The organism is Arthrobacter gandavensis (assembly GCF_015355785.1).
GTDB classification, from domain to species: Bacteria; Actinomycetota; Actinomycetes; order Actinomycetales; family Micrococcaceae; genus Arthrobacter_B; species Arthrobacter_B gandavensis_A.
In genome coordinates this window covers 145,933-168,216 of sequence record NZ_JADKYW010000006.1, presented here as the reverse complement: position 1 = coordinate 168,216, position 22,284 = coordinate 145,933, and the positions used below count along the sequence as shown (strand labels likewise).

Annotated in this window: 19 protein-coding genes; 5 read left to right on the top strand and 14 right to left on the bottom strand. The window is 66.3% G+C overall.

Features of this window, described 5'->3' with window-relative positions; genetic code table 11:
- Positions 1 to 33: 33 nt before the first annotated feature.
- The 5 genes from ITX31_RS12525 to ITX31_RS12505 form a co-directional block, all read right to left on the bottom strand.
- A complete protein-coding gene (locus ITX31_RS12525) occupies positions 34 to 351 on the bottom strand; it encodes a primase-like DNA-binding domain-containing protein (protein ID WP_194783771.1) in 318 nt (105 codons plus the stop codon).
- Between the two features lie 43 nt (positions 352 to 394).
- A complete protein-coding gene (locus ITX31_RS12520; protein WP_194783770.1) occupies positions 395 to 1,258 on the bottom strand; it encodes an SDR family oxidoreductase in 864 nt (287 codons plus the stop codon).
- A gap of 41 nt (positions 1,259 to 1,299) precedes the next feature.
- Positions 1,300 to 3,273 (bottom strand): 1-deoxy-D-xylulose-5-phosphate synthase, encoded by a 1,974-nt coding sequence (gene dxs, locus ITX31_RS12515; RefSeq protein ID WP_194783769.1) that lies wholly within the window; start codon positions 3,271 to 3,273, stop codon positions 1,300 to 1,302.
- Between the two features lie 160 nt (positions 3,274 to 3,433).
- Positions 3,434 to 6,259 carry an aconitate hydratase AcnA gene (gene acnA / locus ITX31_RS12510; RefSeq protein ID WP_194783768.1) on the bottom strand — a complete coding sequence of 942 codons (2,826 nt, stop codon included), beginning with the start codon at positions 6,257 to 6,259 and terminating at the stop codon, positions 3,434 to 3,436.
- Positions 6,260 to 6,543: 284 nt separating this feature from the next.
- The gene (locus ITX31_RS12505; protein ID WP_194783767.1) at positions 6,544 to 7,896 is read right to left on the bottom strand and encodes a class I SAM-dependent RNA methyltransferase; all 1,353 of its coding nucleotides are present in this window, start codon (positions 7,894 to 7,896) and stop codon (positions 6,544 to 6,546) included.
- Positions 7,897 to 8,037: 141 nt separating this feature from the next.
- Here ITX31_RS12505 and ITX31_RS12500 point away from each other — a divergent pair, with 141 nt between their 5' ends.
- The gene (locus tag ITX31_RS12500; RefSeq protein WP_194783766.1) at positions 8,038 to 8,712 is read left to right on the top strand and encodes a potassium channel family protein; all 675 of its coding nucleotides are present in this window, start codon (positions 8,038 to 8,040) and stop codon (positions 8,710 to 8,712) included.
- A complete protein-coding gene (locus ITX31_RS12495; RefSeq protein ID WP_194783765.1) occupies positions 8,709 to 9,371 on the top strand; it encodes a potassium channel family protein in 663 nt (220 codons plus the stop codon). Before ITX31_RS12500 ends, ITX31_RS12495 begins: the two co-directional genes overlap by 4 nt.
- 37 nt (positions 9,372 to 9,408) lie before the next feature.
- Here ITX31_RS12495 and ITX31_RS12490 read toward each other — a convergent pair whose 3' ends face one another.
- The 4 genes from ITX31_RS12490 to dut are packed head-to-tail and all read right to left on the bottom strand — an operon-like array spanning position 9,409 to position 11,735.
- Complete coding sequence (locus ITX31_RS12490) at positions 9,409 to 10,113, bottom strand: DUF3159 domain-containing protein (RefSeq protein WP_228529332.1); 705 nt, start codon at positions 10,111 to 10,113, stop codon at positions 9,409 to 9,411.
- Entirely contained in the window at positions 10,110 to 10,469 is a 360-nt protein-coding gene (locus ITX31_RS12485; RefSeq protein ID WP_194783764.1) for an OB-fold nucleic acid binding domain-containing protein, read from the bottom strand. The genes ITX31_RS12490 and ITX31_RS12485 overlap by 4 nt, the downstream gene beginning before the upstream one ends.
- Positions 10,462 to 11,169, bottom strand: a complete 708-nt coding sequence (locus tag ITX31_RS12480) for a DUF3710 domain-containing protein (RefSeq protein ID WP_194783763.1) — start codon at positions 11,167 to 11,169, stop codon at positions 10,462 to 10,464. Before ITX31_RS12480 ends, ITX31_RS12485 begins: the two co-directional genes overlap by 8 nt.
- Positions 11,170 to 11,225: 56 nt before the next feature.
- Positions 11,226 to 11,735 (bottom strand): dUTP diphosphatase, encoded by a 510-nt coding sequence (gene dut, locus ITX31_RS12475; protein ID WP_194783762.1) that lies wholly within the window; start codon positions 11,733 to 11,735, stop codon positions 11,226 to 11,228.
- 135 nt (positions 11,736 to 11,870) lie between these two features.
- On the opposite strand from dut, the gene ITX31_RS12470 reads away from it, so the two are divergent.
- The gene (locus ITX31_RS12470) at positions 11,871 to 12,344 is read left to right on the top strand and encodes a DUF3093 domain-containing protein (RefSeq protein WP_194783761.1); all 474 of its coding nucleotides are present in this window, start codon (positions 11,871 to 11,873) and stop codon (positions 12,342 to 12,344) included.
- A 23-nt stretch (positions 12,345 to 12,367) separates the two neighbouring features.
- Here the strand turns inward: ITX31_RS12470 and ITX31_RS12465 are convergent, their stop codons facing one another.
- Positions 12,368 to 12,667 (bottom strand): DUF4193 domain-containing protein, encoded by a 300-nt coding sequence (locus ITX31_RS12465; protein ID WP_194783760.1) that lies wholly within the window; start codon positions 12,665 to 12,667, stop codon positions 12,368 to 12,370.
- 322 nt (positions 12,668 to 12,989) lie between these two features.
- Between ITX31_RS12465 and sepH the strand changes: the two genes are divergently transcribed.
- The gene (gene sepH, locus ITX31_RS12460; RefSeq protein WP_194783759.1) at positions 12,990 to 14,204 is read left to right on the top strand and encodes a septation protein SepH; all 1,215 of its coding nucleotides are present in this window, start codon (positions 12,990 to 12,992) and stop codon (positions 14,202 to 14,204) included.
- A gap of 45 nt (positions 14,205 to 14,249) precedes the next feature.
- Here the strand turns inward: sepH and ITX31_RS12455 are convergent, their stop codons facing one another.
- The 4 genes from ITX31_RS12455 to ITX31_RS12440 all read right to left on the bottom strand — a co-directional run bounded on the left by ITX31_RS12455 (position 14,250) and on the right by ITX31_RS12440 (position 19,646).
- On the bottom strand, positions 14,250 to 14,966 hold the full coding sequence (locus tag ITX31_RS12455) for a thymidine kinase (protein ID WP_194783758.1): 717 nt from the start codon (positions 14,964 to 14,966) through the stop codon (positions 14,250 to 14,252).
- A gap of 3 nt (positions 14,967 to 14,969) precedes the next feature.
- On the bottom strand, positions 14,970 to 16,148 hold the full coding sequence (locus ITX31_RS12450; RefSeq protein ID WP_194783757.1) for an alkaline phosphatase family protein: 1,179 nt from the start codon (positions 16,146 to 16,148) through the stop codon (positions 14,970 to 14,972).
- A gap of 5 nt (positions 16,149 to 16,153) precedes the next feature.
- The gene (locus ITX31_RS12445) at positions 16,154 to 16,825 is read right to left on the bottom strand and encodes a DUF5998 family protein (protein WP_194783756.1); all 672 of its coding nucleotides are present in this window, start codon (positions 16,823 to 16,825) and stop codon (positions 16,154 to 16,156) included.
- Between the two features lie 91 nt (positions 16,826 to 16,916).
- Complete coding sequence (locus ITX31_RS12440; protein ID WP_194783755.1) at positions 16,917 to 19,646, bottom strand: bifunctional GNAT family N-acetyltransferase/acetate--CoA ligase family protein; 2,730 nt, start codon at positions 19,644 to 19,646, stop codon at positions 16,917 to 16,919.
- A 110-nt stretch (positions 19,647 to 19,756) separates the two neighbouring features.
- Between ITX31_RS12440 and ITX31_RS12435 the strand changes: the two genes are divergently transcribed.
- Positions 19,757 to 22,246, top strand: a complete 2,490-nt coding sequence (locus ITX31_RS12435) for a DNA gyrase/topoisomerase IV subunit A (protein WP_194783754.1) — start codon at positions 19,757 to 19,759, stop codon at positions 22,244 to 22,246.
- Positions 22,247 to 22,284: the final 38 nt, after the last annotated feature.

Here is a 22,284-nt window from a genome sequence, read left to right as displayed (position 1 = left end):
CAATTGCCGCTGCGCTGCCCCGGCAGCGACAGGCTAGGACCCGAAGGCGCTCAGGGGTCCGTTCGGGCTAGGCGGCTTGTCCGTCTCAAGGATGTACTGGATGGGAATGGGCCCGGTGGGAAGCATTCCGGGGTAAATGCTCTCGTGGTTGCGGCGGCGGGGAGAGTTCCCGTTTTGGCGCAGCTGGCGTGCGAACATGGTCGAGGAGACAGGATCCTGCCTGCCCCGTTCACACCAGATGATGTACATCCCGTACAGGTCCGCGGCCGGGGTGGCTTCGCTGTCGCTAAGTCCGGTGATGGTGCATTCCTGGAGAAAGTCCGTAACGGGACCGGATTGTGCCTGTTCCATACCTCCGACACTAGCCACACGCCCCTGCGGCTGGGAAGAGTCCCTAGGGTAAACTCTTGCCTTCGCTGCGCAGGTAGTCTTCGAGGCTCTCGGGCGCCGCACCGGTGAGGTCAGCGACGTCGTCACTCACCCGGTCCATCTCCCCGGCAGCGATGGCTGCATAACTGGTGGCCCAGGCCAGTGCCTGCCACTGCGAGGCTCCCGCCGCGAGTCGTGATTCAACGGCTTCGTCCAGGGTTTCGGCGTAGTAGGTGATGTGCTCCCCCGTCACACGGGAGAGGATTTCGGCTACCTCCGCCATGGACAGGGCCTGGGGCCCGGTCAGCGTGTAGGTCCGGCGGGCATGCGGCACGGGGTCGGCAAGGATCCGGGCAGCCGCCCGGGCCACGTCGGTCCGTGCCACGGGGGCGAACCGCCCGTCCCCCGCAGGGCCGCGGATCACGCCGTCGCGCCCCACGAAGGAGGGAAGGATGTCCTGGTAGAAGGCATCGCGCAGGAACGTGAACTCGAGGCCCCGTTCGCGGATGTACTGTTCAGTGTCCCAGTGGTCGCGGCCCAGGGTGAACACGTCATTCTTCGAGGCTCCCATGAACGACGTGTAGACAATATGCCTTAACCCTGCGTCCACCGCAGCGTCGACGAACGTGCGCTGGTCCTGGGCGCGGTAGGGGTTCTCTGCCGCGGAAACCATGAAGAGGGTCTGGGTTCCCCTCAGCGCACGCTCGGCATGTTCCCTGTCCGCGTAGGACACAGCGAAGGTGGGCGTCTCCGGCTGCTGCGGAACCCGGGCAGTGTGCCGCGCCAGCAGGCGAAGGGGTACACCCTGTTCCGCCAGCAGCTGCGCCACCAGACCGCCAAGCGCACCAGTGGCTCCGGTTATGGCGAGAGGAGGGAGGTTGTTCGGCATTGGCGCCACCTGCTTTCCTTGCCCCGCCGGGCCTGCGGAGCTTACTTGATCTTCGGTATTTGTCCTGTAGGGGCCTGTTGTCCGGGCAGCGGCCGGGCGAAGGGAACCTTCGTTCCCAGCACCTGGGCGACGACGTCGTTGGCCACCTGCCGGGCGGTGAGGCCAACGCGCTCCAGGACCTCGGCGCGGGTACCGTGGTCCAGGAATTCGACCGGCAGGCCAACTTCGTTCAGTGCGGTGTCCACTCCTGCCGCGCGCATCTCCTGGCGGATCCGGGATCCAACTCCCCCGGCCCGCACGCCGTCCTCGATGACGATCACGATCCGGTGCTCAGCAGCCATGCGGACAATCGAGCGCGGAACCGGAAGGACCCAGCGCGGATCCACCACGGTGGAACTGATCCCCTGGTCACCTAGACGGTCGGCAACTTCGAGCGCCATCTCCGCCATGGCTCCAACACTGACAATGAGGACGTCGTTGCTGGCATCCCCGGAGGGACGGCGGGCCAGGATGTCCACGCCGTCTTCGGTGCGGCTCTCGGCCCCAACGTCCGGTCCTACGGTTCCCTTGGAGAAGCGCACCACGCTGGGTGCATCGGAAATCGCGACGGCTTCGCGGAGCTCCTCCCGGAGCCGGGTGGCATCCCGCGGTGCGGAAAGATGCAGTCCGGGCACGATCTGCAGCATGGACATGTCCCACATGCCGTGGTGGCTGGCGCCGTCCGGCCCGGTGACACCGGCGCGGTCCAGGACGATAGTCACGCCGGCCTTGTGCAGGGCTACGTCCATCAGCAGCTGGTCGAAGGCCCGGTTCAGGAAGGTGGCATACAGTGCGACGACGGGGTGCAGGCCGCCGTAAGCCATGCCGGCCGCGGAGGTGAGCGCGTGCTGCTCGGCGATGCCGACGTCGAACACCCGTTCCGGATGCTTCTCGGCCATGCGGTGCAGGCCCACCGGAATCAGCATTGCGCCCGTGATGCCCACGATGTCCCTGCGCTCGTCAGCGATGTCAGCGATTTCGGTGGCGAACACGGAGGTCCACGACTGCTTTCCGCCGGCAGATACCGGGGCGCCCGTTTCCGGGTCGATAATGCCGACGGCGTGGAACTGGTCTTCCTCATGGGCGCGGGCCGGGGCATAGCCATGTCCCTTTTCGGTGATCGCGTGGACGATCACCGGCCCCGCAAAGTTCTTGGCCTTTTCCAGCGCCTGCTCCACCGCTCCGAGGTCATGGCCGTCGATCGGTCCGACGTACTTCATCCCGAGATCTTCGAAGAGGCCCTGGGGAGCCCACCAGTCCTTGACGCCCTTCTTGGCTGCGTGGAGGCTGTGGTAAGCGAACCGGCCAACCGGGCCGCCGTTCTGCAGCCTGCCCTTCCACCAGTCCATGGTGTTCTCATACATGTGGTGGGTGCGTACCGCGTCGATGGTTGGCCGCAGCGAGGCCAGGTAGTCTGCCACGCCGCCGATGGTCGGTGCATAGGAACGCCCGTTGTCATTGACGACGATCACCACGCGCCGCTTTTGGTCGGCCGCAATATTGTTCAGGGCTTCCCAGGCCATGCCGCCGGTCAGGGCGCCGTCGCCCACCATCACAACGGTGTAGCGGTCGCCTTCACCGCTCAGCTGCCGGGCACGGGAAATGCCGTCGGCCCAGGAAAGCGAGGACGAGGCGTGCGAGCTCTCGACGACGTCGTGCACCGATTCGGCCCGGGACGGGTAGCCGGAGAGCCCGCCCTGCTGGCGCAGCGTGGAGAAATCCTGCCGGCCGGTGAGGATCTTGTGCACGTATGACTGGTGTCCGGTGTCGAAGACGATGCTGTCCCGCGGAGAATCGAAGACCCGGTGGATGCCCATGGTCAGTTCAACGACGCCCAGGTTAGGTCCCAGGTGCCCGCCGGTCTGGGACACATTCGTGATGAGGAAAGACCGGATCTCTTCCGCCAGGGATGAGAGCTGGGAGTTGCTCAGCTTGCTGAGGTCCCGCGGATCACGGATGGTTTCCAGAAGTCCCAAGAGGGCGCCTCCCTTGCGTCATAGGCAACGGGCAAACGCACCGTCACAGCTTTTAACTCTAACGCCTGCCCCGCGCCCCGGGTTTCAACATTTACGCAAAACGCCCCGTTTCCTTCCATGTGAAAGGAAACGGGGCGCCGTGCTCAGTGGCTGTGCAGGCCTACTTTGCCGAAATCTGGCGAAGTACGTACTGCAGGATGCCGCCGTTGCGGTAGTAGTCAGCCTCACCCGGGGTATCGATGCGCAGGACCGCATCGAAGGTGATGGCTTCGCCGTTCTCCGGCACCGCGGTGACCCTGACGGTCTTCGGGGTGGTGCCGTTGTTCAGTTCGGTAACGCCTTCAACCGAGAAGGTCTCCGTGCCGGTCAGGCCCAGGGACTCGGCGTTGGTGCCGGCCGGGTACTGCAGCGGAAGGACGCCCATGCCAATGAGGTTGGAGCGGTGGATACGCTCGTAGCTCTCGGCAATGACTGCCTTGACGCCCAGCAGCGCGGTGCCCTTGGCTGCCCAGTCACGCGAGGATCCGGAACCGTATTCCTTGCCCGCCAGGACCACCAGCGGGGTGCCGGCAGCCTGGTAGTTCACCGATGCGTCGTACACGGTGTTCTGCGGGCCTTCGGGCTGCGTGAAGTCGCGGGTGAAGCCGCCTTCAACGCCGTCCAGGAGCTGGTTCTTGATCCGGATGTTCGCGAAGGTACCGCGGATCATTACTTCGTGGTTGCCTCGGCGGGAACCGTAGGAGTTGAAGTCCTTCCGGGCCACGCCGTGCTCCAGCAGGTACTTGCCCGCCGGGGTATCGGACTTGAAGGAACCGGCCGGGGAAATGTGGTCGGTGGTGACCGAATCGCCCAGCTTGAGCAGCACGCGGGCACCTTCGATGTCCGAGACGGGCTCCGGCTGTGCCTTCATGCCCTCGAAGTACGGGGGCTTCCGGACGTACGTGGACTCCGAATCCCACTCGAAGGTCGCGCCTTCGGGGGTGGGCAGGGACTTCCAGCGGTCGTCACCTTCGAAAATGGTGGCGTATGAATCCGTGAACATTTCCTGGCTGATGGACGCGTCGATGATCTCCTGGACCTCCGCCGGGTTCGGCCAGATGTCCTTCAGGAAGATGTCGTTGCCCTCGGCGTCCTGACCCAGCGGGTCATTCTCGAAGTCGAAGTCCATCGAGCCGGCCAGCGCGTAAGCGACTACCAGCGGCGGGGAAGCCAGGTAGTTCATCTTCACGTCCGGGTTGATGCGGCCTTCGAAGTTGCGGTTGCCCGAGAGCACTGCGGTAACGGCCAGGTCCGCTTCGTTGATCGCGGTGGAGATCTCGTCCTCCAGCGGACCGGAGTTGCCGATGCAGGTGGCGCAGCCGTAGCCGACCACGAAGAATCCGAGCTTCTCCAGGTACGGGATCAGGCCGGACTTCTCGTAGTAGTCGGTGACTACCTTGGAACCCGGAGCAATCGAGGTCTTGACCCACGGCTGGGCGACGAGGCCCTTTTCGACGGCGTTGCGTGCCAATACGGCAGCGGCCATCATGACCGACGGGTTGGAGGTATTGGTGCAGGAGGTGATCGAAGCGATCGTCACGGCACCGTGGTCCAGCTCGAAGCTGCGGCCGTCCGGCATGGTGACCGGAACCTTGTTCACCGAGCGCTCGGCGGGAGCGTCGGATTCCTTGACCAGGTCGTGCTCGGCGTCCTTGACCTGTGTGCTGCCCTCGGTGAAGGACGGGGCGTCGGAGGCCGGGAAGGTTTCTTCCAGTGCTTCGTCGACGGTGCCGTTCTGCGCTTCCACGGTCTCGTGGACGTAGTTCTTCAGGTCCGAGCGGAACTGCTGCTTGGCGCTGGTGAGCTCCACACGGTCCTGCGGACGCTTCGGGCCGGCAATCGAGGGAACGACGGTGGACAGGTCCAGCTCGAGGTACTCGGAGTACTTGACCTCGTTGGACGGATCGTGCCAGAGGCCCTGTTCCTTGGCGTAGGCCTCGACGAGGGCCACGTTCTCCTCGGAGCGGCCGGTGAGGCGCAGGTAATCCAGGGTGACGTCGTCAATCGGGAAGATCGCGGCGGTGGAACCGAACTCGGGGCTCATGTTGCCGATCGTGGCGCGGTTAGCCAGCGGCACGGAGGCAACGCCGTCGCCGTAGAACTCCACGAACTTGCCGACGACGCCGTGCTTGCGCAGCATCTCGGTGATGGTCAGGACGACGTCGGTGGCGGTGGCGCCGGCCGGGATTTCACCGGTGAGCTTGAAGCCGACGACGCGCGGGATGAGCATGGAGACGGGCTGGCCGAGCATCGCTGCCTCGGCCTCAATGCCGCCAACGCCCCAGCCGAGCACGCCCAGGCCGTTGACCATGGTGGTGTGGGAGTCGGTGCCGACGCAGGTGTCCGGGTAGGCACGCAGCACACCATCAACTTCGCGGGTCATAACCGTGCGGGCCAGGTACTCGATGTTGACCTGGTGGACAATGCCCATGCCCGGGGGGACAACCTTGAAGTCATCGAATGCGGTCTGGCCCCAGCGCAGGAACTGGTAACGCTCGCCATTGCGCTGGTACTCGATTTCCATGTTGCGCTCGAGTGCGCCGGCGTTGCCGAAGGCATCGATCTGCACCGAGTGGTCAATGACCATTTCGGCCGGTGCAAGCGGGTTGACGCGCTTGGGATCGCCGCCGAGATCCGCCACTGCTTCGCGCATGGTGGCCAGGTCGACGATGCAGGGAACGCCGGTGAAGTCCTGCATGATCACGCGGGCCGGAGTGAACTGGATTTCGGTGCTGGGCTCCGCGTTTGCGTCCCACTTGGCCAGGGCACGGACGTGGTCCGCGGTGATGTTGGCACCGTCTTCGGTGCGCAGCAGGTTTTCCAGCAGGACCTTGAGGCTGAACGGAAGGCTCTGGGCGCCTTCGACGGAATTCAGCCGGAAAATTTCGTATTCGTTTCCGTTGACGTCAAGGACGCCTTTGGATCCGAAGCTGTCCACATTACTCATAACAGGACTCCTCTCGCCACCGTTTTATCTTTGTCCAGTGATCCGTCGCACGCTAGTTAGGATTTCCTAACCGGCACAGCTGTTGGGCCCGGCCGGGAAATGGTGGGTGATTTCCCGGACTGGCAAGTCCCCCTGCCGTGCAAACACATGGCGGGAATCCCTTCGGCACGGAGCCGGACAACTGTTCCCATCCTAGCCGGACGCTCGTCCGCTGGACCGTTCACCGCGCCGGATACCGGCTTATGGGCCGCCACACACCGGCCCGGCGACCGTTCCTGGCGGTGTCAGGGGCGCCTGAGGACTGCGAAGGACTCCATGTGGTGGGTATGCGGGTACAGGTCGAAGACCCGCAGTACGTCCAGCTCCCAGCCGGCTTCGCGGAACCAGGCCAGGTCCCGCGCGAAGGACGCAGGGTCGCAGGACACGTAGCCGACCGTCCGCGGGGCGGCCGCACTGATCTGGTCAACAACCACCCGTCCGGCTCCGGTCCGCGGCGGGTCCAGGAGGACTGCGTCAAGGCGGCCTTCCTGGTTGCGCAGCACGCGGTCCACCCGGCCCTGGACAACCTCAACCTGGGACAGTGCGAACAGGTTCTTGCGGGCATCGCGGCTGGTGCCGGGCGAACCTTCAACGGAGAGCACGTGCCCTTCCGTGCCGGCGGCAGCAGCGAGCGGTGCGGTGAACAGGCCCGCACCGGCAAAGAGGTCTGCGGCGCGCTCACCCGGCTGGATGTCCAGGCCATGCAGGACTGCCTGCACGAGGGTGCCGGGGGCACTGCGGTGGATCTGCCAGAAGCCTGCTCCGGTGACTCGGTATTCGTGTCCGGCAGCGTGTTCCCGGACCCACGTCCGGCCGCGCAGCCGTGTCAGCTCATGGCTTTCGGGATCCCAGGCTGCCACCGAGACGGTCTCTCCGGCGCCCGCATCCGCGGCGGCACCAATTTCGGAGGCGATGCGGGCCAGTGTCCGCGGACGGGTTCCCGCAGCGGGAATGATCAGGACCAGCGGCGGACCGCCTGCTGCGGGTGCGGCAACCTCGACGCGGGCGGCGCCGGTGAAGTCCACTTCCCACAGCTTCAGTGCGTTGACGGCGGCGGAGGCAAGCGGCATCTCCTGGACCGGGACGAGGTCCTCCGAACGGTGCGGGTGCATGGCCAGATGTCCCCCGGCAGCTACCGAGAAGCTGGCCCGGGTTCGCCAGCCCAGCCCGTCGGGGCTCTCATCCGCCGGGGTTTCGACGGTAATTTCACGGTCCACGCCGCCCAGGCGCTGCAGCTGTTCGGCAAAGATACCGGCCTTCAGCCGGCGCTGCTCGGCCAGCTCGATGTGCCCGAATTCAGCTCCGCCCACCGGAAGCCTGCCGCGGGATGCGGCCTTCAGCGCGTCTGCCGGCGCCCAGAAGTGCGGCACGCGGGCCGCCGAAGGTTCCAGGACCTCGACGACGTCGGCACGCCAGAACCTGGCCTTCTCCCCTGCGTCCGTGAGCCTGGCCCGCACGCGCTCCCCCGGCAGGCCGTGCCGGACGAAGACGACGCGCCCTTCGTGACGGGCGACGAAGTGCCCGCCGTGGGCGGCCGGTCCGATGGTCAGTTCAAGATCGCCGGCAGCATGTGTGCCCTGCGGGGTTTCGGGGGTCATAGTGCGTTCGAACTTCCGTGTTGGAGCTAAAACACCATCACATCACGATTTCACCGGCGCACCGGACTATGCTTTCCTTTGGCCCGGAGCGGGATACGGCAGTACGCGGGAAATCCCGCCAGGAACATGAGGTAGGACACGGTGGCGCATTACGTGATCATGGGCTGCGGCAGGGTGGGAGCCATGCTGGCCCACACCCTGGACAACGCCGGACATACCGTGGCGGTCATTGACCAGGATCCGCGGGCGTTCCGGCGGCTGCGGCCGTCCTTCACCGGCTCCCGGGTGACCGGCGTCGGCTTCGACCGCACCACCCTGGAACAGGCCGGCATCGAGGATGCCTACGCGTTCGCCGCGGTTTCCAGCGGCGACAACTCGAACATCCTTTCCACGCGGGTGGCACGCGAGACTTTCCATGTGCCCCACGTCGTGGCACGGATCTATGATCCTGGACGCGCCGAGATCTACCAGCGGCTGGGCATTCCCACCGTTGCCGCCGTGCGCTGGAGTGCAGACCAGGTGCTGCGCCGGATCCTGCCCGAACAGAGCATCAACGGCGACTTCCGGGAAGCATCGGGCCGCCTCATCCTCGGCGAGCTGTCGCTGGAGCCGTCGTGGCTGGGCCGTCCGCTGCACGAGGTGGAGGCCGCCGCCGGCGTGCGGATCGCGTACCTGACCCGCTTCGGTGAGGGCGTGCTTCCCCGCGCAGACACCAGCTACCAGCAGGGCGACGTCCTGCACGCAATGATGCAGGTAGGACGAACCGCGGAGATCAGCAGGATCCTTTCTGCTCCGCCAGTGAAGGAGAACCCGTGAAGGTAGTAATTGCCGGAGCCGGCAGTGTCGGATCCTCGATTGCCCGCGAACTGCTCTCCCACGGACATGACGTGCTCCTCATCGACGAGAAACCCGAAACTGAGAGCCGGAGCGAACTGACCGGTGCAGCGTGGCTGATCGGCGACGCCTGCGAACTGACCACCCTGAAGGATGCCGGGCTGGACAGCGCCGACGTGGTGGTCTCCGCAACGGGCGATGACAAGGTGAACCTGGTGGTTTCGCTGCTCGCCAAGACAGAGTTCGGAGTGGCGCGGACCGTAGGCAGGGTCAACAACCCCAAGAATGACTGGATGTTCGACGACTCCTGGGGCGTAGACGTTGCCGTCAATACGCCCCGCCTCATGACGGCGCTGGTGGAGGAAGCAGTCGAGGTCGGTGACCTGGTCCGGCTCCTGACCCTGCAGACCGGAGTCGCTTCGATGGTCGAGTTCACCGTCCCGGCTGCCTCGCCCATGCTGGGGGCACGCGTGGGGTCCGTCCCCTGGCCGCAGGATTCAACCCTGGTTGCCATCCTGCGCGACGACGCTCCCATCACCCTCACCGGCGACGACGTCATAGAAGGCGGCGACGAGCTGTTCTTCGTCACGACCATTGCGGCCGAAGATGAGCTGCGGGCCCTGCTGTCCCCTAAGTCCTAGTTCCTGCGCCGGCTGTGCTTTGCAGCCGGCCTTTACCCTAGGAGGCGCGGACGGTTGCCGGCCGGGAAATGACCCAGGCCAGCCAGAGGCCAAGCGCGTACAGCGGCACGCCCATGGCCAGCCGCATGGTGCCCAGGGCCGCCACGTTGTCTGCCAGGTAAAGGGGAAGCTGCACTGCGAGCCGGAGCGCGAAGACGGAGATGATGATCCAGGTGGCCAGGGAGTAGGCGCGCAGGCGCTTTGGCTCACTGCGCCAGGACAGGTTCTCGCCCCGGATGAAGCCAAACAGCAGTCCGGCAACCGGCCACTTGACCAGAACCGAGACGGTAAAGGCGAGGATGTACGCGGCGTTGAGGTAGAAGCCCGGGAGGAAAAACGTGGTGCCGCTGCCGCTGCGCAGCGCAAACACGGCGCAGATTGCGACGCCGATGACGCCGGTCAGGGACTGGACCAGCGGCCGCTTCTGGATCAGGTTGGCCACGGCGAAGGCACCGGCGGCGACCACTGCGGCGCCAAGGGAGAGGTACAGTCCGGCGGTGATGGTGTAGATCAGTGTGAAGAGCAGCCCGGGGAGGATTGCCTCCGCGAGTCCGCGCACGCCGCCGACGGATTTCAGCACGTCTATCTGCCCGTCATCGCCGCGTTCGACGCCGGACCGGGCTGCGTACTGTCCGGCCAGCTCGCTCATCGAAGGCTGGCCGTCGGGGCGGCCCTTGCCTTCGGGTTCTGGGCTGGTGCTCATATTTCGCCTTCCGGACGTCCGATGATTTCGTACCGCGGATTGAAGATGGTGGGCTGGCCGGCGACGCTGCTGACCATACCCTCGAACGCTACCTGGGTTCCGGCCACTATGCCGGGAATGCGCCGCTGCCCAATCCAGACCAGGCGGACGCGCCGCCGGGTCTGCGCGGCAGCCGGATCCCGGTAGGCGCCCTGCAGGTCCGCCACGACCGCGGTGAACCGGGGCGCCGAATCCGCAGGAACCAGGGTGACTGATTCTACGTAGCCGGTGCTGTGTGCGCGTCCACGGGCCGGAAGATCGGCAATGCGGAGCCGGGCCGGTGCACCGGCTGCAGCCGGAGTTGGCCGCTTAGCCAATGGTGGTGATTTCCGGCCCGCGCTGGGGCGGTTCCGGCTTGGCTGACTCTTCACCGCGTTTGGGCAGCGGAGACGCGTCCCGGGGCAGATTCAGCTGCAGCAGGTCCCGCGGAGGCAGCGGCGCATCTCCGCGGACCACCACGACGTTGCGGAAGACGTCCTCCAGCGGACCGGCCGCCTCAGGGTTCATGGCCGCAGGGCCGCCGAAGACGCCGCGCAGGAACCAGCGGGGACCGTCCACCCCAACAAAGCGTGCCACGCGGTAGCCCTTGGAACCGTCCTGCGCCTGCGCCGGTACCCGGGCCAGCAGTTCGGTGCCCAGCCGTCCCTCCAGTTCGTCCGCGGTGCCGCCCTGGGAAGAAACGGACTTGACGATCTGGGAGCGGATATCTTCCCAGAGCGTCTCCGACTTCGGTGCGGCGAAGGCCTGCAGCTGGAGGCTGGATCCGTCCAGGTCAAGGGTGACGGCAACTACCCGTTTGGTCTTTTCCTCCACCTCCAGGCGCAGCGCTAGGCCCTGCGTGGCCGCAATGCGCAGCGCACCCAGGTCTACGTAGCCCTCTTCCGACGGCCGGTCGGCCACGTCGTACGGGCCCTGGGCCGGTCCGTCCGCGGCACCGGCAGCTTCTTCTGCGGTGTCCTGCTCCCCGGGCACGTAACCCGAGTCCGCCCGGTCTTTCCTGCGGCGTCCAAATGCCATCGCCTGGTCCTCTTTCCTTCTATGCTGCCGGGCAGGTGAACCCGGGGTGTGGCGGCCTAGGCCGTTGCTGTGCCGAATCCGCCGGTGGAGCCAAATCCGCCGGCACCTCGGACCGAGTCGGAAAGTTCTGCAACGGGCTCGAACTCCGCAGTTTCAACGCGCTGGATCACCATCTGCGCAATCCGGTCCCCGCGGTTGAGCCGAATGGGTTCGGCCGCGTCCGTATTTAACAGTGTGACGGAAATTTCGCCGCGGTAACCCGCGTCAACGGTACCCGGTGCATTTACGATCGTGAGGCCGTGCCTGGTGGCCAAACCGGAGCGGGGGTGGATCAGGGCCACGTACCCGAAAGGCAGGGCGATGGACACGCCTGTGGGCACGAGGGCCCGCTGCCCCGGTGCCAGTTCGACGTCGACGCGGGCACGCAGGTCCGCCCCCGCGTCACCGGGGTGGGCGTAGGACGGCGCTTCGAGGCCGTCGTCGAGCATTTTCAGCTGGACTTTCACACTGGGTCCTGCTTGCTGCACAGCTGTCTCCGGGATCTTTCTGGAACGGTTTGGGGGCATCCGCGGCCAGCGGCCGGCAGCGCCTTGAATACTGTAGCGCGTAGCGCCTGCCCGGCGCCGTCCCGCCGCGCGGGCCCGGTCCGGGCGGCCCGCAGGCAGGATGAAAACGCGGAACAAAGATGGAAAGCTAGGAGTATGTCAACACCAGCTGCCCACAGCCCTGCCCAGACCGTGCTCTATTCGGAGCGGCTGCTGCCGGCATTCTGGATCTGGCTGGTCGTAGCCGGCTTGTCCGGCACCTTCGTCCTTGCCTTCATTCCCATCAGCCTGCTCGTCGGAATACTGGTTGCCCTGGTGGCTGCGGTGGTCCTGACCGTGCTCCTGCTGATGTCCACACCCGTCATCCGGGTGACCGAAGAGACCGTGCAGGTGGGACGCGCCCAGATTGAACGCAAGTGGATCGGGGCGGTGGCAGCATACCGCGGCGAGGACGCAACGCAGCAGCGCGGACCAGCCCTGAACGGAACCGCGTACCTGTGCATCCGCGGCTGGATAGGTCCGGTTGTCAGGATGGAAATCACCGATCCCGCAGACCGGACTCCGTACTGGCTGACTTCCACCCGCCACCCGGAAAAGCTGTCGGCCGCCCTTCAGTCCGCGCGCAGCTAATCCGGCCCGCGGGCAGCTGCGGGTCAGCCCTCACAGTCGATGCAGTAGTAGAGCCCGTCCTTCTCTTTGGCAATCTGCGACCGGTGCCGCACGAGGAAGCAGGAAGCACAGGTGAACTCATCCTGCTGCGCGGGAAGTACGCGGACCATAAGTTCTTCGCCGGAAAGGTCCGCGCCCGGCAGTTCGAAGCTGTCCGCGGCCTCTGCTTCGTCTTCGTCCACCACTGCCGACTGGACGTTCGTCCGCCGTGTCTTGAGTTCTTCGATTGACTCTTCACTGGCGTCGTCTTCGGCCTTGCGCGGCGCATCGTAGTCTGTCGCCATGATTCTCATCCCACCATCGGTGTCAGTACTTCACGGGTAAATCCAGGCACGTGCTGCCGGTCCCGGGCGCCTGGCCCGGAACCGCAGCGCGGCTCGGAGTAGACAACGCCGCGGCCCCTGTGTTTGTGCCCGCAGAAGAGAGATTTTTGTCCGCCCTGAACGAAATAGCCACGCCTGCGCCTGTCCCATCGTGTCCGCAGGCCAACATTCATTTCCGGCACCCGCCCCGGATCCGCGCCACACCGGGCTAAACGGTAGGAAATCCAGTGCACGGATGGCATTGTTTCAGGAAGGAGTTGCTATCGATAGCGAGGATTTTTTCATGCAGGATCTACGGCTCGTGGGTATCCATGAGGGCGGCGAACATCTGCTGCTGAGCGGACGGGGCGGCGAAACGTTCCGGCTCCGCATCGACGAGGCCCTCCGCGTTGCTGCTTCCCGCCCTGCCAGGCGCGCCGGGCAGGCCGCCGAGCCCGAGGCCGGGCCCTCCATGACTCCCCGAGACATCCAGGCGCGGATCCGGTCCGGTGCCAGCGCCGAGGAGGTAGCTGAGCTCTCCGGACACGACCTTGCCCATATCCGCCGGTATGAGGGCCCGGTCCTGGCCGAACGCGAGTACATCGCGCGCCAGGCCCAGTCCGTCGAGGTGGCAGCGCCCATGAGCCCTGCCCAGGACAGCCACCGCTCAGCCTTCGGTGATTCTCCCGTCAACCTGGGCGACATGGTCAACCACCGCCTCCGCGCGTTCGGCGTGGATCCGGAGACAGTTGTCTGGGATTCCTGGCGGCGTCCCGAGGGCTCCTGGGACGTCGTGGCCAGTTTCAGCCTGGGCACTGATTCGCGGGTTTCCGTCGGCGAGGAACCTCCCGCCCGGTGGACCTACAATCCACTCCGCCGCCAGGTGACCAATGCCAACCGGTGGGCGCAGCTGCTCAGCGAGCTCGCGCCGGTGGACTCCCCCGTTCCTGCACGCCGGCTTTCCGCCGTCGCAGACCGCGTCTTCGATTTCGAAACCGACACCGCCCCGGAGGAGCCGGTTCCCGTCTCGGATGAGGACACGGATGAGCTGCTGAACGTCCTGCGTTCCCGGCGCGGCCATCGACTTGGTACGGATGAAGACGGCGACGACGCCCTGGCTGCGCTGCTTGCAAAGGGCAGCATCCCGGCCGCCCACCCGCGCGAAGGTCAGGCTGAGCTTGAAGACGAGTCTGCGCTTCGGCCGCGCACTGGCAAGCTGAGCCTGGCACCTGTGCCGCCGGACGCACCGGAGGACGCGGAGATCCCGGAGGAAGAAGAGGCTCCCGTGGATCCGCTGCGTCTTGATGAGGGCATCAGTACGTCGACGCGGGAAATCAGCATCCTGGCCCGGCCGCTGCGCGGATCACGCGGCGAAGACACCGAAAAGCCCCCTGCGGAGGGGGAAGAATCGGCAGAGGCCCCGGAGGCCAAGGAACCGGTGACGGAGCGGCGGATCAAGCCCAAGCGCTCCTCGGTTCCCAGCTGGGACGAAATCGTCTTCGGCACCAAGGGCGACTAGCACCCCCGCGGCGGGTCCGGAAGAATCACGGACCGCCGGCGAAGCCTAGGCGCGGACTGTGCCCACAGCGCAGATGCCCGGGTCTTCGCCCGTTCCCGCATGGCGCGCTGCCTGCTGCGCGCCCATGCGGCGCATGTAGTGGCGCCGGCACAGGGTTTCGTACCCCACAACGGGCGGCGCTCCGGCATCCTCCGGCTCAAAGAGCGCTTCCGGGCCCGGGTCTGCCGGGCGCTTGTCCACGTCACCCACTACAACTTGGTCACCGGTGACCACCATGACTCCGTCCACGGTGCGGGCGTTGTGGGTGGCCCGGCGGCCGCACCAGCACAGCGCACGGACCTGCAGGACCTCGATGCGGTCAGCCAGTTCAATCAGCCGCCGGGACCCGGGGAACAGGCGCGTTCGGAAGTCGGTGGCGATGCCGAAGGCGAACACGTCGATTTCCATCTCGTCCACGATCCGGGCGAGCTGCTCGATCTGTTCCTCGCTGTAGAACTGGGCTTCGTCGCAGATCAGGTAATCCACCCTGTCCCCCGTTCCACGCGTCAGGATGACCTCGTCCCAAAAATCAGTGTGGTCCTTGACCTCGACGGCCCGGGTCTGCAGCCCCAGTCTGCTGGAGATCATCGCGTTTCCGGCACGGTCGTTGCGGCTGAAGAGTATTCCCCCGCGTCCGCGGGCGCTGTGGTTGTAGTCCATCTGCAGCGCCAGGGTGGACTTGCCGCAGTCCATGGTCCCGGAGAAGAAGACCAGTTCAGCCATATCCTACTTCCGCCCGCTCTTGGCCGGCCGCGCCAGCGTCAGCAGCGGGACTTCGCGCTCGGCGCGGGTGAGTGAGCCGTGCTGGCCCACCATTTGCAGCGCCGACGGGCTGGCCCGCCTGGCGTCAAAGAGCGCAATCGGTTCACGGGCTGCTACCAGCAGGTCCCCGATGCGCGGCAGGACCTCCCGGCGGACCGGACCAAACAGGCCCGCCGCAACAGCTTCGTCCCGGGTCAGGATCCACGCCTTCGAACCCAGTGCCTGCTGCCAGGAGCCGGTAAGCCGCTCCAGCGTTCCGGACGGCGCATCCGGTTCAAGGTGGAGCTGCACCATGCGCGGATCCCCTGCAGTATGGCGTACGCCCTCAATCAGGGCCGGGACGGCTGAATAGTCGATCCGGTGTTCCGGAGCGGCGTCCACCATGCCGTGGTCTGCGGTCAGAAGGACCAGGGTGTCCGGAGGCAGTTTGGCCGTGAACCGCTTCAGGGCCGAATCAAGTTCCTCCAGGGCGCCTCCCCATTCCGGGGACTGGGCGCCATAACGGTGTCCGGCTTTGTCCAGCTCATTGAAGTAGAAGTACATGAGCACGCGCTTCTCCGCTGACAGCGCCCCCAGGGCAGCTTCAACGCGCGCATGAATGCCTGTTGCCGAGGCATGGCTGCCCCCGCGGAGGGCCGCCCGGGTCATGGCGGAGTCAGCGAACTGCGGCAGGCTGGTGGTAATCACGGGCAGATGCCCGGCTGCCCGCTCCAGCACAGTGGGGAAGGGCTGCCAGCGGAGGGGGTCCACCCCGGGGTCCCAGTTGCCCAGCATATTGACCACTTTGTCCTGCTCCGGGTCCAGGACGTCGTAGCCCACCATGCCGTGCTGCCCCGGCGGCAGTCCGGTTCCCAGCGACGCGAGGGACGCCGCCGTCGTGGTGGGGAAGGCAGCGGTCAGGGTGCGCCCTCCGTCCTGCAGTGACCGCAGGAACGGCGCGTGTCCGGAGCGCTGCCTCAGCAGGCTCCGGCCGAGTCCGTCCACCATGACCACGCAGACCCGCTTCGCCGCGGGCAGCCCCAGGGTATTGGTGAAACCGGGGACCTGCAGGACACCTGCGGCACTGGTGAGGACCTCCGCTACGGAGCTGCGGCCGTAACCGGGTGCCTGCGGCAGGGATTCGGAGGCAGGTGCTGCTTCCATGCCCCTTACCGCTGGTGGTGGCCGCGGTTGAAACGGCTGCCAATGCCCGGCATCCGCTGCCGGTCCAGGGCCGGTTCCAGGGCACGGACATTCATCGTGTCCGTGTTGACCTTGCGCAGGGCGCGGGCGAACGCCTTGGCGTTCTGCACTGCCTGGATTCCGTCGGCTTCGGCAGACACGCGAAGCACGATGTCTTCCTGTGCAATGGTTCCGGTGTAGCCGTGATCGGCTTCGCACTGCGGATCGGCACAGCCCGCCGGGCCCATGTCCAGGCGCTGTCCGCCGGACCACGCAATTGCGAGGGTCAGTTCGCGGGCCTGGTCGGACGGCTTGTAGTTCTGCGGCTGGGAGTACATGTAGCCAAGTACCACGGAGCGGATCTGGGTTACCGGAACAGACTCGGTGGACACCTGCGCCATCATCTGCTCACCGGCCTCATCAAGCTGCTGGTCGTCCACGTGGGTGATCACCAGCATGTCCTCGGTCAGCACCAGGACAGTGATGTGGCGGTGCACCTCGGTCCGGTCGAAATGCGTTTCAAGATGGATCAGGTGGGAGAGGGGCTCACGCCCGTCCAGGGCATCATGCACAACGTCTGCCAGCAGCGTGGGGTAGAAGCCTGCGCGCTCGATGGAGGCGTCAAGGCTGCGGCGTTCAGCGGAAAGTAGCGGCGACATGAAACCAGTTTCCCCCAGATGCGCCCTGAGCACCTAAAAAGGCGCGCTGTGGATGCACAACCGGCTGGTTTGCAGCGGGGTCGTCCCGGCTCTAGTCACGCAGGGCACGGCGTGCGCTGTCGGTGCGCTGCTGCGGGTTGCCCAGCCGGATATCCGCGCTCAGCACCGTGACGCCCTGCACAGAAACCAGCACCGGATTGATCTCCAGCAGCGCAATCTCGGGGTGTTCGTCCTTCAGCAGCGCCACCCTGGCTATGAGGTCCTCCAATGCGGCGACGTCCACCCTGGGCAGCCCCTGGTAGCCGAAGAGCCGCCGGGAGGTACGCGGCGTCCTCACTAGGTCTGCAATATCCACGCTCGTCAGCGGCGGAATGCCATGGGCCCAGTCATCGAGCAGGTTCACGGCGTCCCCGGCTATCCCGAAAGACAGGACCGGACCAAGCAGCGGGTCCTCAATGGCCCGCAGCACGCATCCCTGGCCTGACGGCGCCATTGACTGCACCTCGAGTTCAAAGCGGCCGTACGGCTCAAGTGCGGTACGCATCTCGGAAATATTGCTCCGAAGCGACTGCTCGGAGGAGATGTTCAGCCGCACCCCGCCCAGGTCCAGCCGGTGGCGCAGGTGCTCATCGATGGTCTTGAGAACCACCGGCCAGCCCAGCTTGCCTGCCGCCTCCACTGCCTCGTCCTCGGTGCGGAAGGGCAGTGAAGGCAGAACGCTGATCCCGTAGAAGTCCAGGAGCCGTGAGGTTTCGGCCGGGCCCAGGCGCAGGAGGTCCGTGTTTGCCACCCGGGACATCTGCTCGTCGATGAACGCCTGCGCAGCCTCGGTGTCCACACCGGCCGGCTCCGCGTAGTGGCCGTGTTCCCGGCCCGCCCATTCGCTGTAGCGGACCAGCGCCGAGAGGGCACTGACTGCCGCACCCGGACTCGCGAAGCAGGGAAGTCCCGACGGCAGCCCCGGTTCCTGGTCCTGCCCTTCTTCTGCCGGCGCTTCCGGACGGACCACCTCGCGGACGGCCAGCACTCCCTCAACGAGCTGGCTCGGATCCATGATTCCGGTGAAGACCGCGACCACGGGTTTTCCGGCCTCCAGCGTACAGTCCAGCAGGGTGTCGGCAACGGCATCAATGTCCAGCCCCGGCGCCGGGAGCAGCGTCACCACTGCGCTGTGCACGGCTTCATCCGCCAGGGCCTCCGCGACGGCCCGGCGCAGCGCCGGCAGGGCAACGCTCTGGCCGCGGTCCAGGTCCAGGTCGATGCGCAGGTGGACGGCGTCCAGGTCCAGCGGTACGGCAGCATCGGCCAGCACCCGGCCAAGTGCTGCGGAGTTGCTCAGCACCGCCAGTCCCCTGCCCCGGGGCAGGGGCTGGCTGCAGGCGATCTGGGCCACGTCCATGAGCTGCTCGTTGGTTGCCACCCGGATCACCCCCGACTGGCGAAGCATCGCATCCAGCGCCCCCTGCGGAGCCTGGGTAAGCCGCACCGAGTGCCCGGGGGGAAGCTGCAGCCCGGTAACCTCCGATTTGGCCACGATGACGGGCTTCCCTGAGGCCAGGCGGCGGGCGATGCGGGAGAACTTGCGCGGGTTGCCCACCGACTCCAGGTACAGGCCCACCACCTTGGTTCCGGCGTCGTCTTCCCAGTACTGCATGACGTCGTTGCCGGAGACATCCGCCCGGTTGCCTGCCGAGATGGTGGAAGACAGTCCCAGGCGCCGGCGCTGGGCGGCCGCGTAGAGGAGGACGCCGATCGCAGCGGACTGGCTGAACAGGCCCAGTCCCCCGCGGCGCGGCAGGGCCGGAGCCATGGAGGCGTTCAGTGAAACGTCGGGACGGGTGTTGATCAGGCCCAGTGATGCCGGTCCAAGCACCCTCATCCCGTTGGCGCGGGCGTAGCGCACCAGGCGGCGCTGGCGCGCCAGGCCAGTTTCGCCGTCGTCGAATCCCGCACTGACCACCAGGAGGTGCCTGACACCCGCGGCCGCACATTCCTCGGCCACCCACTGGACCTGGTCATACGGAACGGCAATGACTGCCAGGGACACCGGTTCGGGAATCTCGGAGATCTTGCCGTAGGACACCATTCCGGCCAGTTCGAAGGCCTCCGGGTTCACGGCGTAGACGCCGCCGGTGAATCCGCCTTCGACGATGTGTTCCATCAGCTGGTAGCCCACGCTGCCCCATTCGCGGCTGGCACCGATAACGGCGATGGACGACGGCGCCAGCAGGTCCGCGACGCTGCGTGCCTCCGCGCGGTGCTCGCGCGACTCCATAACGGCGCGGGACTTTTCCGTCGGGTCGATGTCGAAGTCCAGGGCGATCACGCCGTCGTCGAACGCCCTGCGGACCTCATAGCCGGCGTCTGCGAAGACGCTGAGCATCTTGCGGTTCTCCGGAAGCACCTCGGCACTGAAGCGGCGGATGCCGTTCTCCCGGGCTGCGGCAGCCAGGTGTTCCAGGAGGATCGAGCCGATCCCCCGGCCCTGGTGTTCGTCGGAAATATTGAAGGCGACTTCAGCCTCGGCGGGATCATCCAGGCGGTCATAGCGGCCGATTCCCACGATCTCGGAGCCGAGTGTGATGACAAACGCAACCCTGTCCCGGTAGTCGACGTTCGTAAAGCGCTTCAGCTCGCGGCCGCTCAGTTTAGCCTTGTAGGTGAAGAACCGCAGATAGATGGAGTTTTGGGACTGCCGCATATGGAAAGCCTGCAGCGCCTCGGCATCCGCCGGGGAGACAGGCCTCAGGTGGCCCGTGCGCCCGTCCCGCAAAACGACATCAGCTTCCCAATATTCGGGGTATTGTCCCTGCTCCGCCATAGACTCAGACTAGTGGGCAATTTTTAGAACCCGCCACTGACCCTCTCCACCGCACCCACTCCCCACCAACACCGACCAGTCAACACCAACCCCAAGGACGCAAGAACTCCATGGCCCGGCGCTCCGCCTCCGCACCCCCTCCCGGCGAACCCATCGCTGAAAACATCATCGACATTGATGTCACCACCGAGATGGAGGGGTCCTTCCTCGAGTACGCCTACTCGGTGATCTATTCGCGTGCCCTGCCTGACGCGCGGGACGGCCTGAAGCCCGTGCAGCGGCGCATCCTGTACATGATGGCGGACATGGGGCTGCGCCCGGACCGGGGCCACGTCAAGAGCGCCCGCGTAGTCGGCGAGGTGATGGGAAAGCTGCACCCGCACGGCGACTCGGCGATCTATGACGCCATGGTCCGCATGGCCCAGGACTGGGCGCTGCGGCTGCCGCTGATCGACGGCCACGGCAACTTCGGATCGCTCGACGACGGCCCTGCGGCTTCGCGCTACACCGAGGCCAGGCTCGCGGCCGCTGCGCTGACCCTCACGGACCACCTCGACGAGGACGTCGTGGACTTCGTTCCGAACTACGACAACCAGCTGATGCAGCCGGAAGTGCTGCCGGCCGCGTTCCCCAACCTGCTGGTCAACGGCGCCTCCGGCATCGCCGTGGGCATGGCCACCAACATGGCACCGCACAACCTGGGCGAGGTCATCGCCGCTGCCCAGCACCTGATCCGGCATCCCGGGGCGACCCTGGATGACCTGATGCGCTTTGTGCCGGGTCCGGACCTCCCCTCGGGCGGCCGCATCGTGGGCCTGGACGGGATCCGCGACGCGTATGCCACCGGGCGCGGTTCCTTCAAGACCCGGGCCAAGGTGGAGGTGGAGCAGCTCACTGCCCGCCGGACCGGGCTCGTGGTCACCGAACTGCCGTACATGGTGGGTCCGGAGAAGGTGATCGAAAAGATCAAGGACGCGGTCACCTCCAAGAAGCTCCAGGGTATTTCCGACGTCGTTGACCTCACGGACCGGCAGAACGGACTGCGCCTGGTCATTGAGCTGAAGAACGGCTTCAACCCCAAGGCCGTGCTGGCACAGCTGTACCGCTACACTCCGATGGAAGATTCCTTCGGCATCAACAACGTGTCCCTGGTGGACGGCCAGCCGCGCACCCTGGGCCTGGTTGAGCTGCTGCAGGTCTATGCTTCCCACCGGCTGGGCGTGGTCCGCCGGCGCACCGCGTACCGGCTGGGCCGCAGGAAGGACCGCCTGCACCTGGTAGAGGGCCTGCTGATTGCGATCGTGGACATCGACGAGGTTATCCAGGTCATCCGCTCTTCTGAAGAGACTGCCGAGGCGCGCACCCGCCTGATGTCCATCTACGACCTCACCGAGATCCAGGCCAACCACATCCTGGAGCTGCGGCTGCGCCAGCTCACGAAGTACTCACGGCTGGAACTGGAGAAGGAGCAGGAAGAACTGCGCGCTGCCATCGAGGAGCTGCAGGCCATCCTGGACTCCGAGGAACGCCTGCGGGAACTGGTATGCGAAGAGCTCGGCGAGGTCGCCGCCAAGTACGCCACCCCGCGCCGCACGGTGCTGCTGGAGTCCGAGGCCGTGGCACCGATGGCCTCCGAATCCGTTGCCGTGAAGGCGGGCAAGGGCGCCAAGGCCGTGCTTCCGCTGCAGATCCCCGACGACCCCTGCTGGGTTATCCTTTCCGCGTCCGGCCAGCTGGCACGGACCTCCAACCAGGAGCCGCTGGCCGAGGGCGGACAGCGCACCCGACATGATGTCTTCCGCAGCGTGGTAGCTGCCACGGCACGCGGGGAGATCGGAGCGGTTACCTCCTCCGGCCGAATGGTCCGCGTGCAGGTCATGGACATGCCGGCGCTTCCACCTACCAACGGGCTGCCCAACCTCGCGGGCGGAGTAGCCGCCAAGGACTTCATGACGCTGACGAAGGGCGAGAAGCTGGTCGGCCTGGTGCCCCTGAATGCCGTCCTGGCCATGGGCACCCGCAACGGCGTGGTGAAGCGCCTCAATCCGGACTACCCGCTGAACCGGGATGACTGGGAGGCGATCACGCTCAAGCCGCGCGATGAGGTCATTGGTGCCGCGGTCGCGGCAAACGACGACGAACTCGTCTTCGCGACCAGGGGCGCCCAGCTGCTTCGCTTCCCCGCCTCCGCAGTTCGGCCGCAGGGCCGGACCGCGGGCGGCGTCGCGGGCATGAAGCTCGGCGTGGGTGACGAAGTGATCTTCTTCGGCGTGGTCGCTGCGTCAGACCCGGACGCCGTCGTCGTGACCGTTGCCTCCGGCACCGAAACGATTCCCGGAACGCCCGGCGGGTCAGTGAAGGTGACGGACTTCGCCGAGTATCCGGCCAAGGGACGAGCCACTGCCGGCGTGCGGGCGCACCGGTTCCTGAAGGGCGAAGACGCACTGGTGGTGGCCTGGGCAGGGCACGGACCTGCCAAGGCCGCCGCAGCGAACGGCGTGGCCCGTGCGTTGCCCACAGAACACGGCCGCCGGGACGGCTCCGGAATTCCGCTGGCCAGCCCGGTGGAGCACGTTGGTCCCAGCATGACTGCTCCGTAGCACCCACCGCCCAACGGCAGGGGCCGGACCTGGTTCTT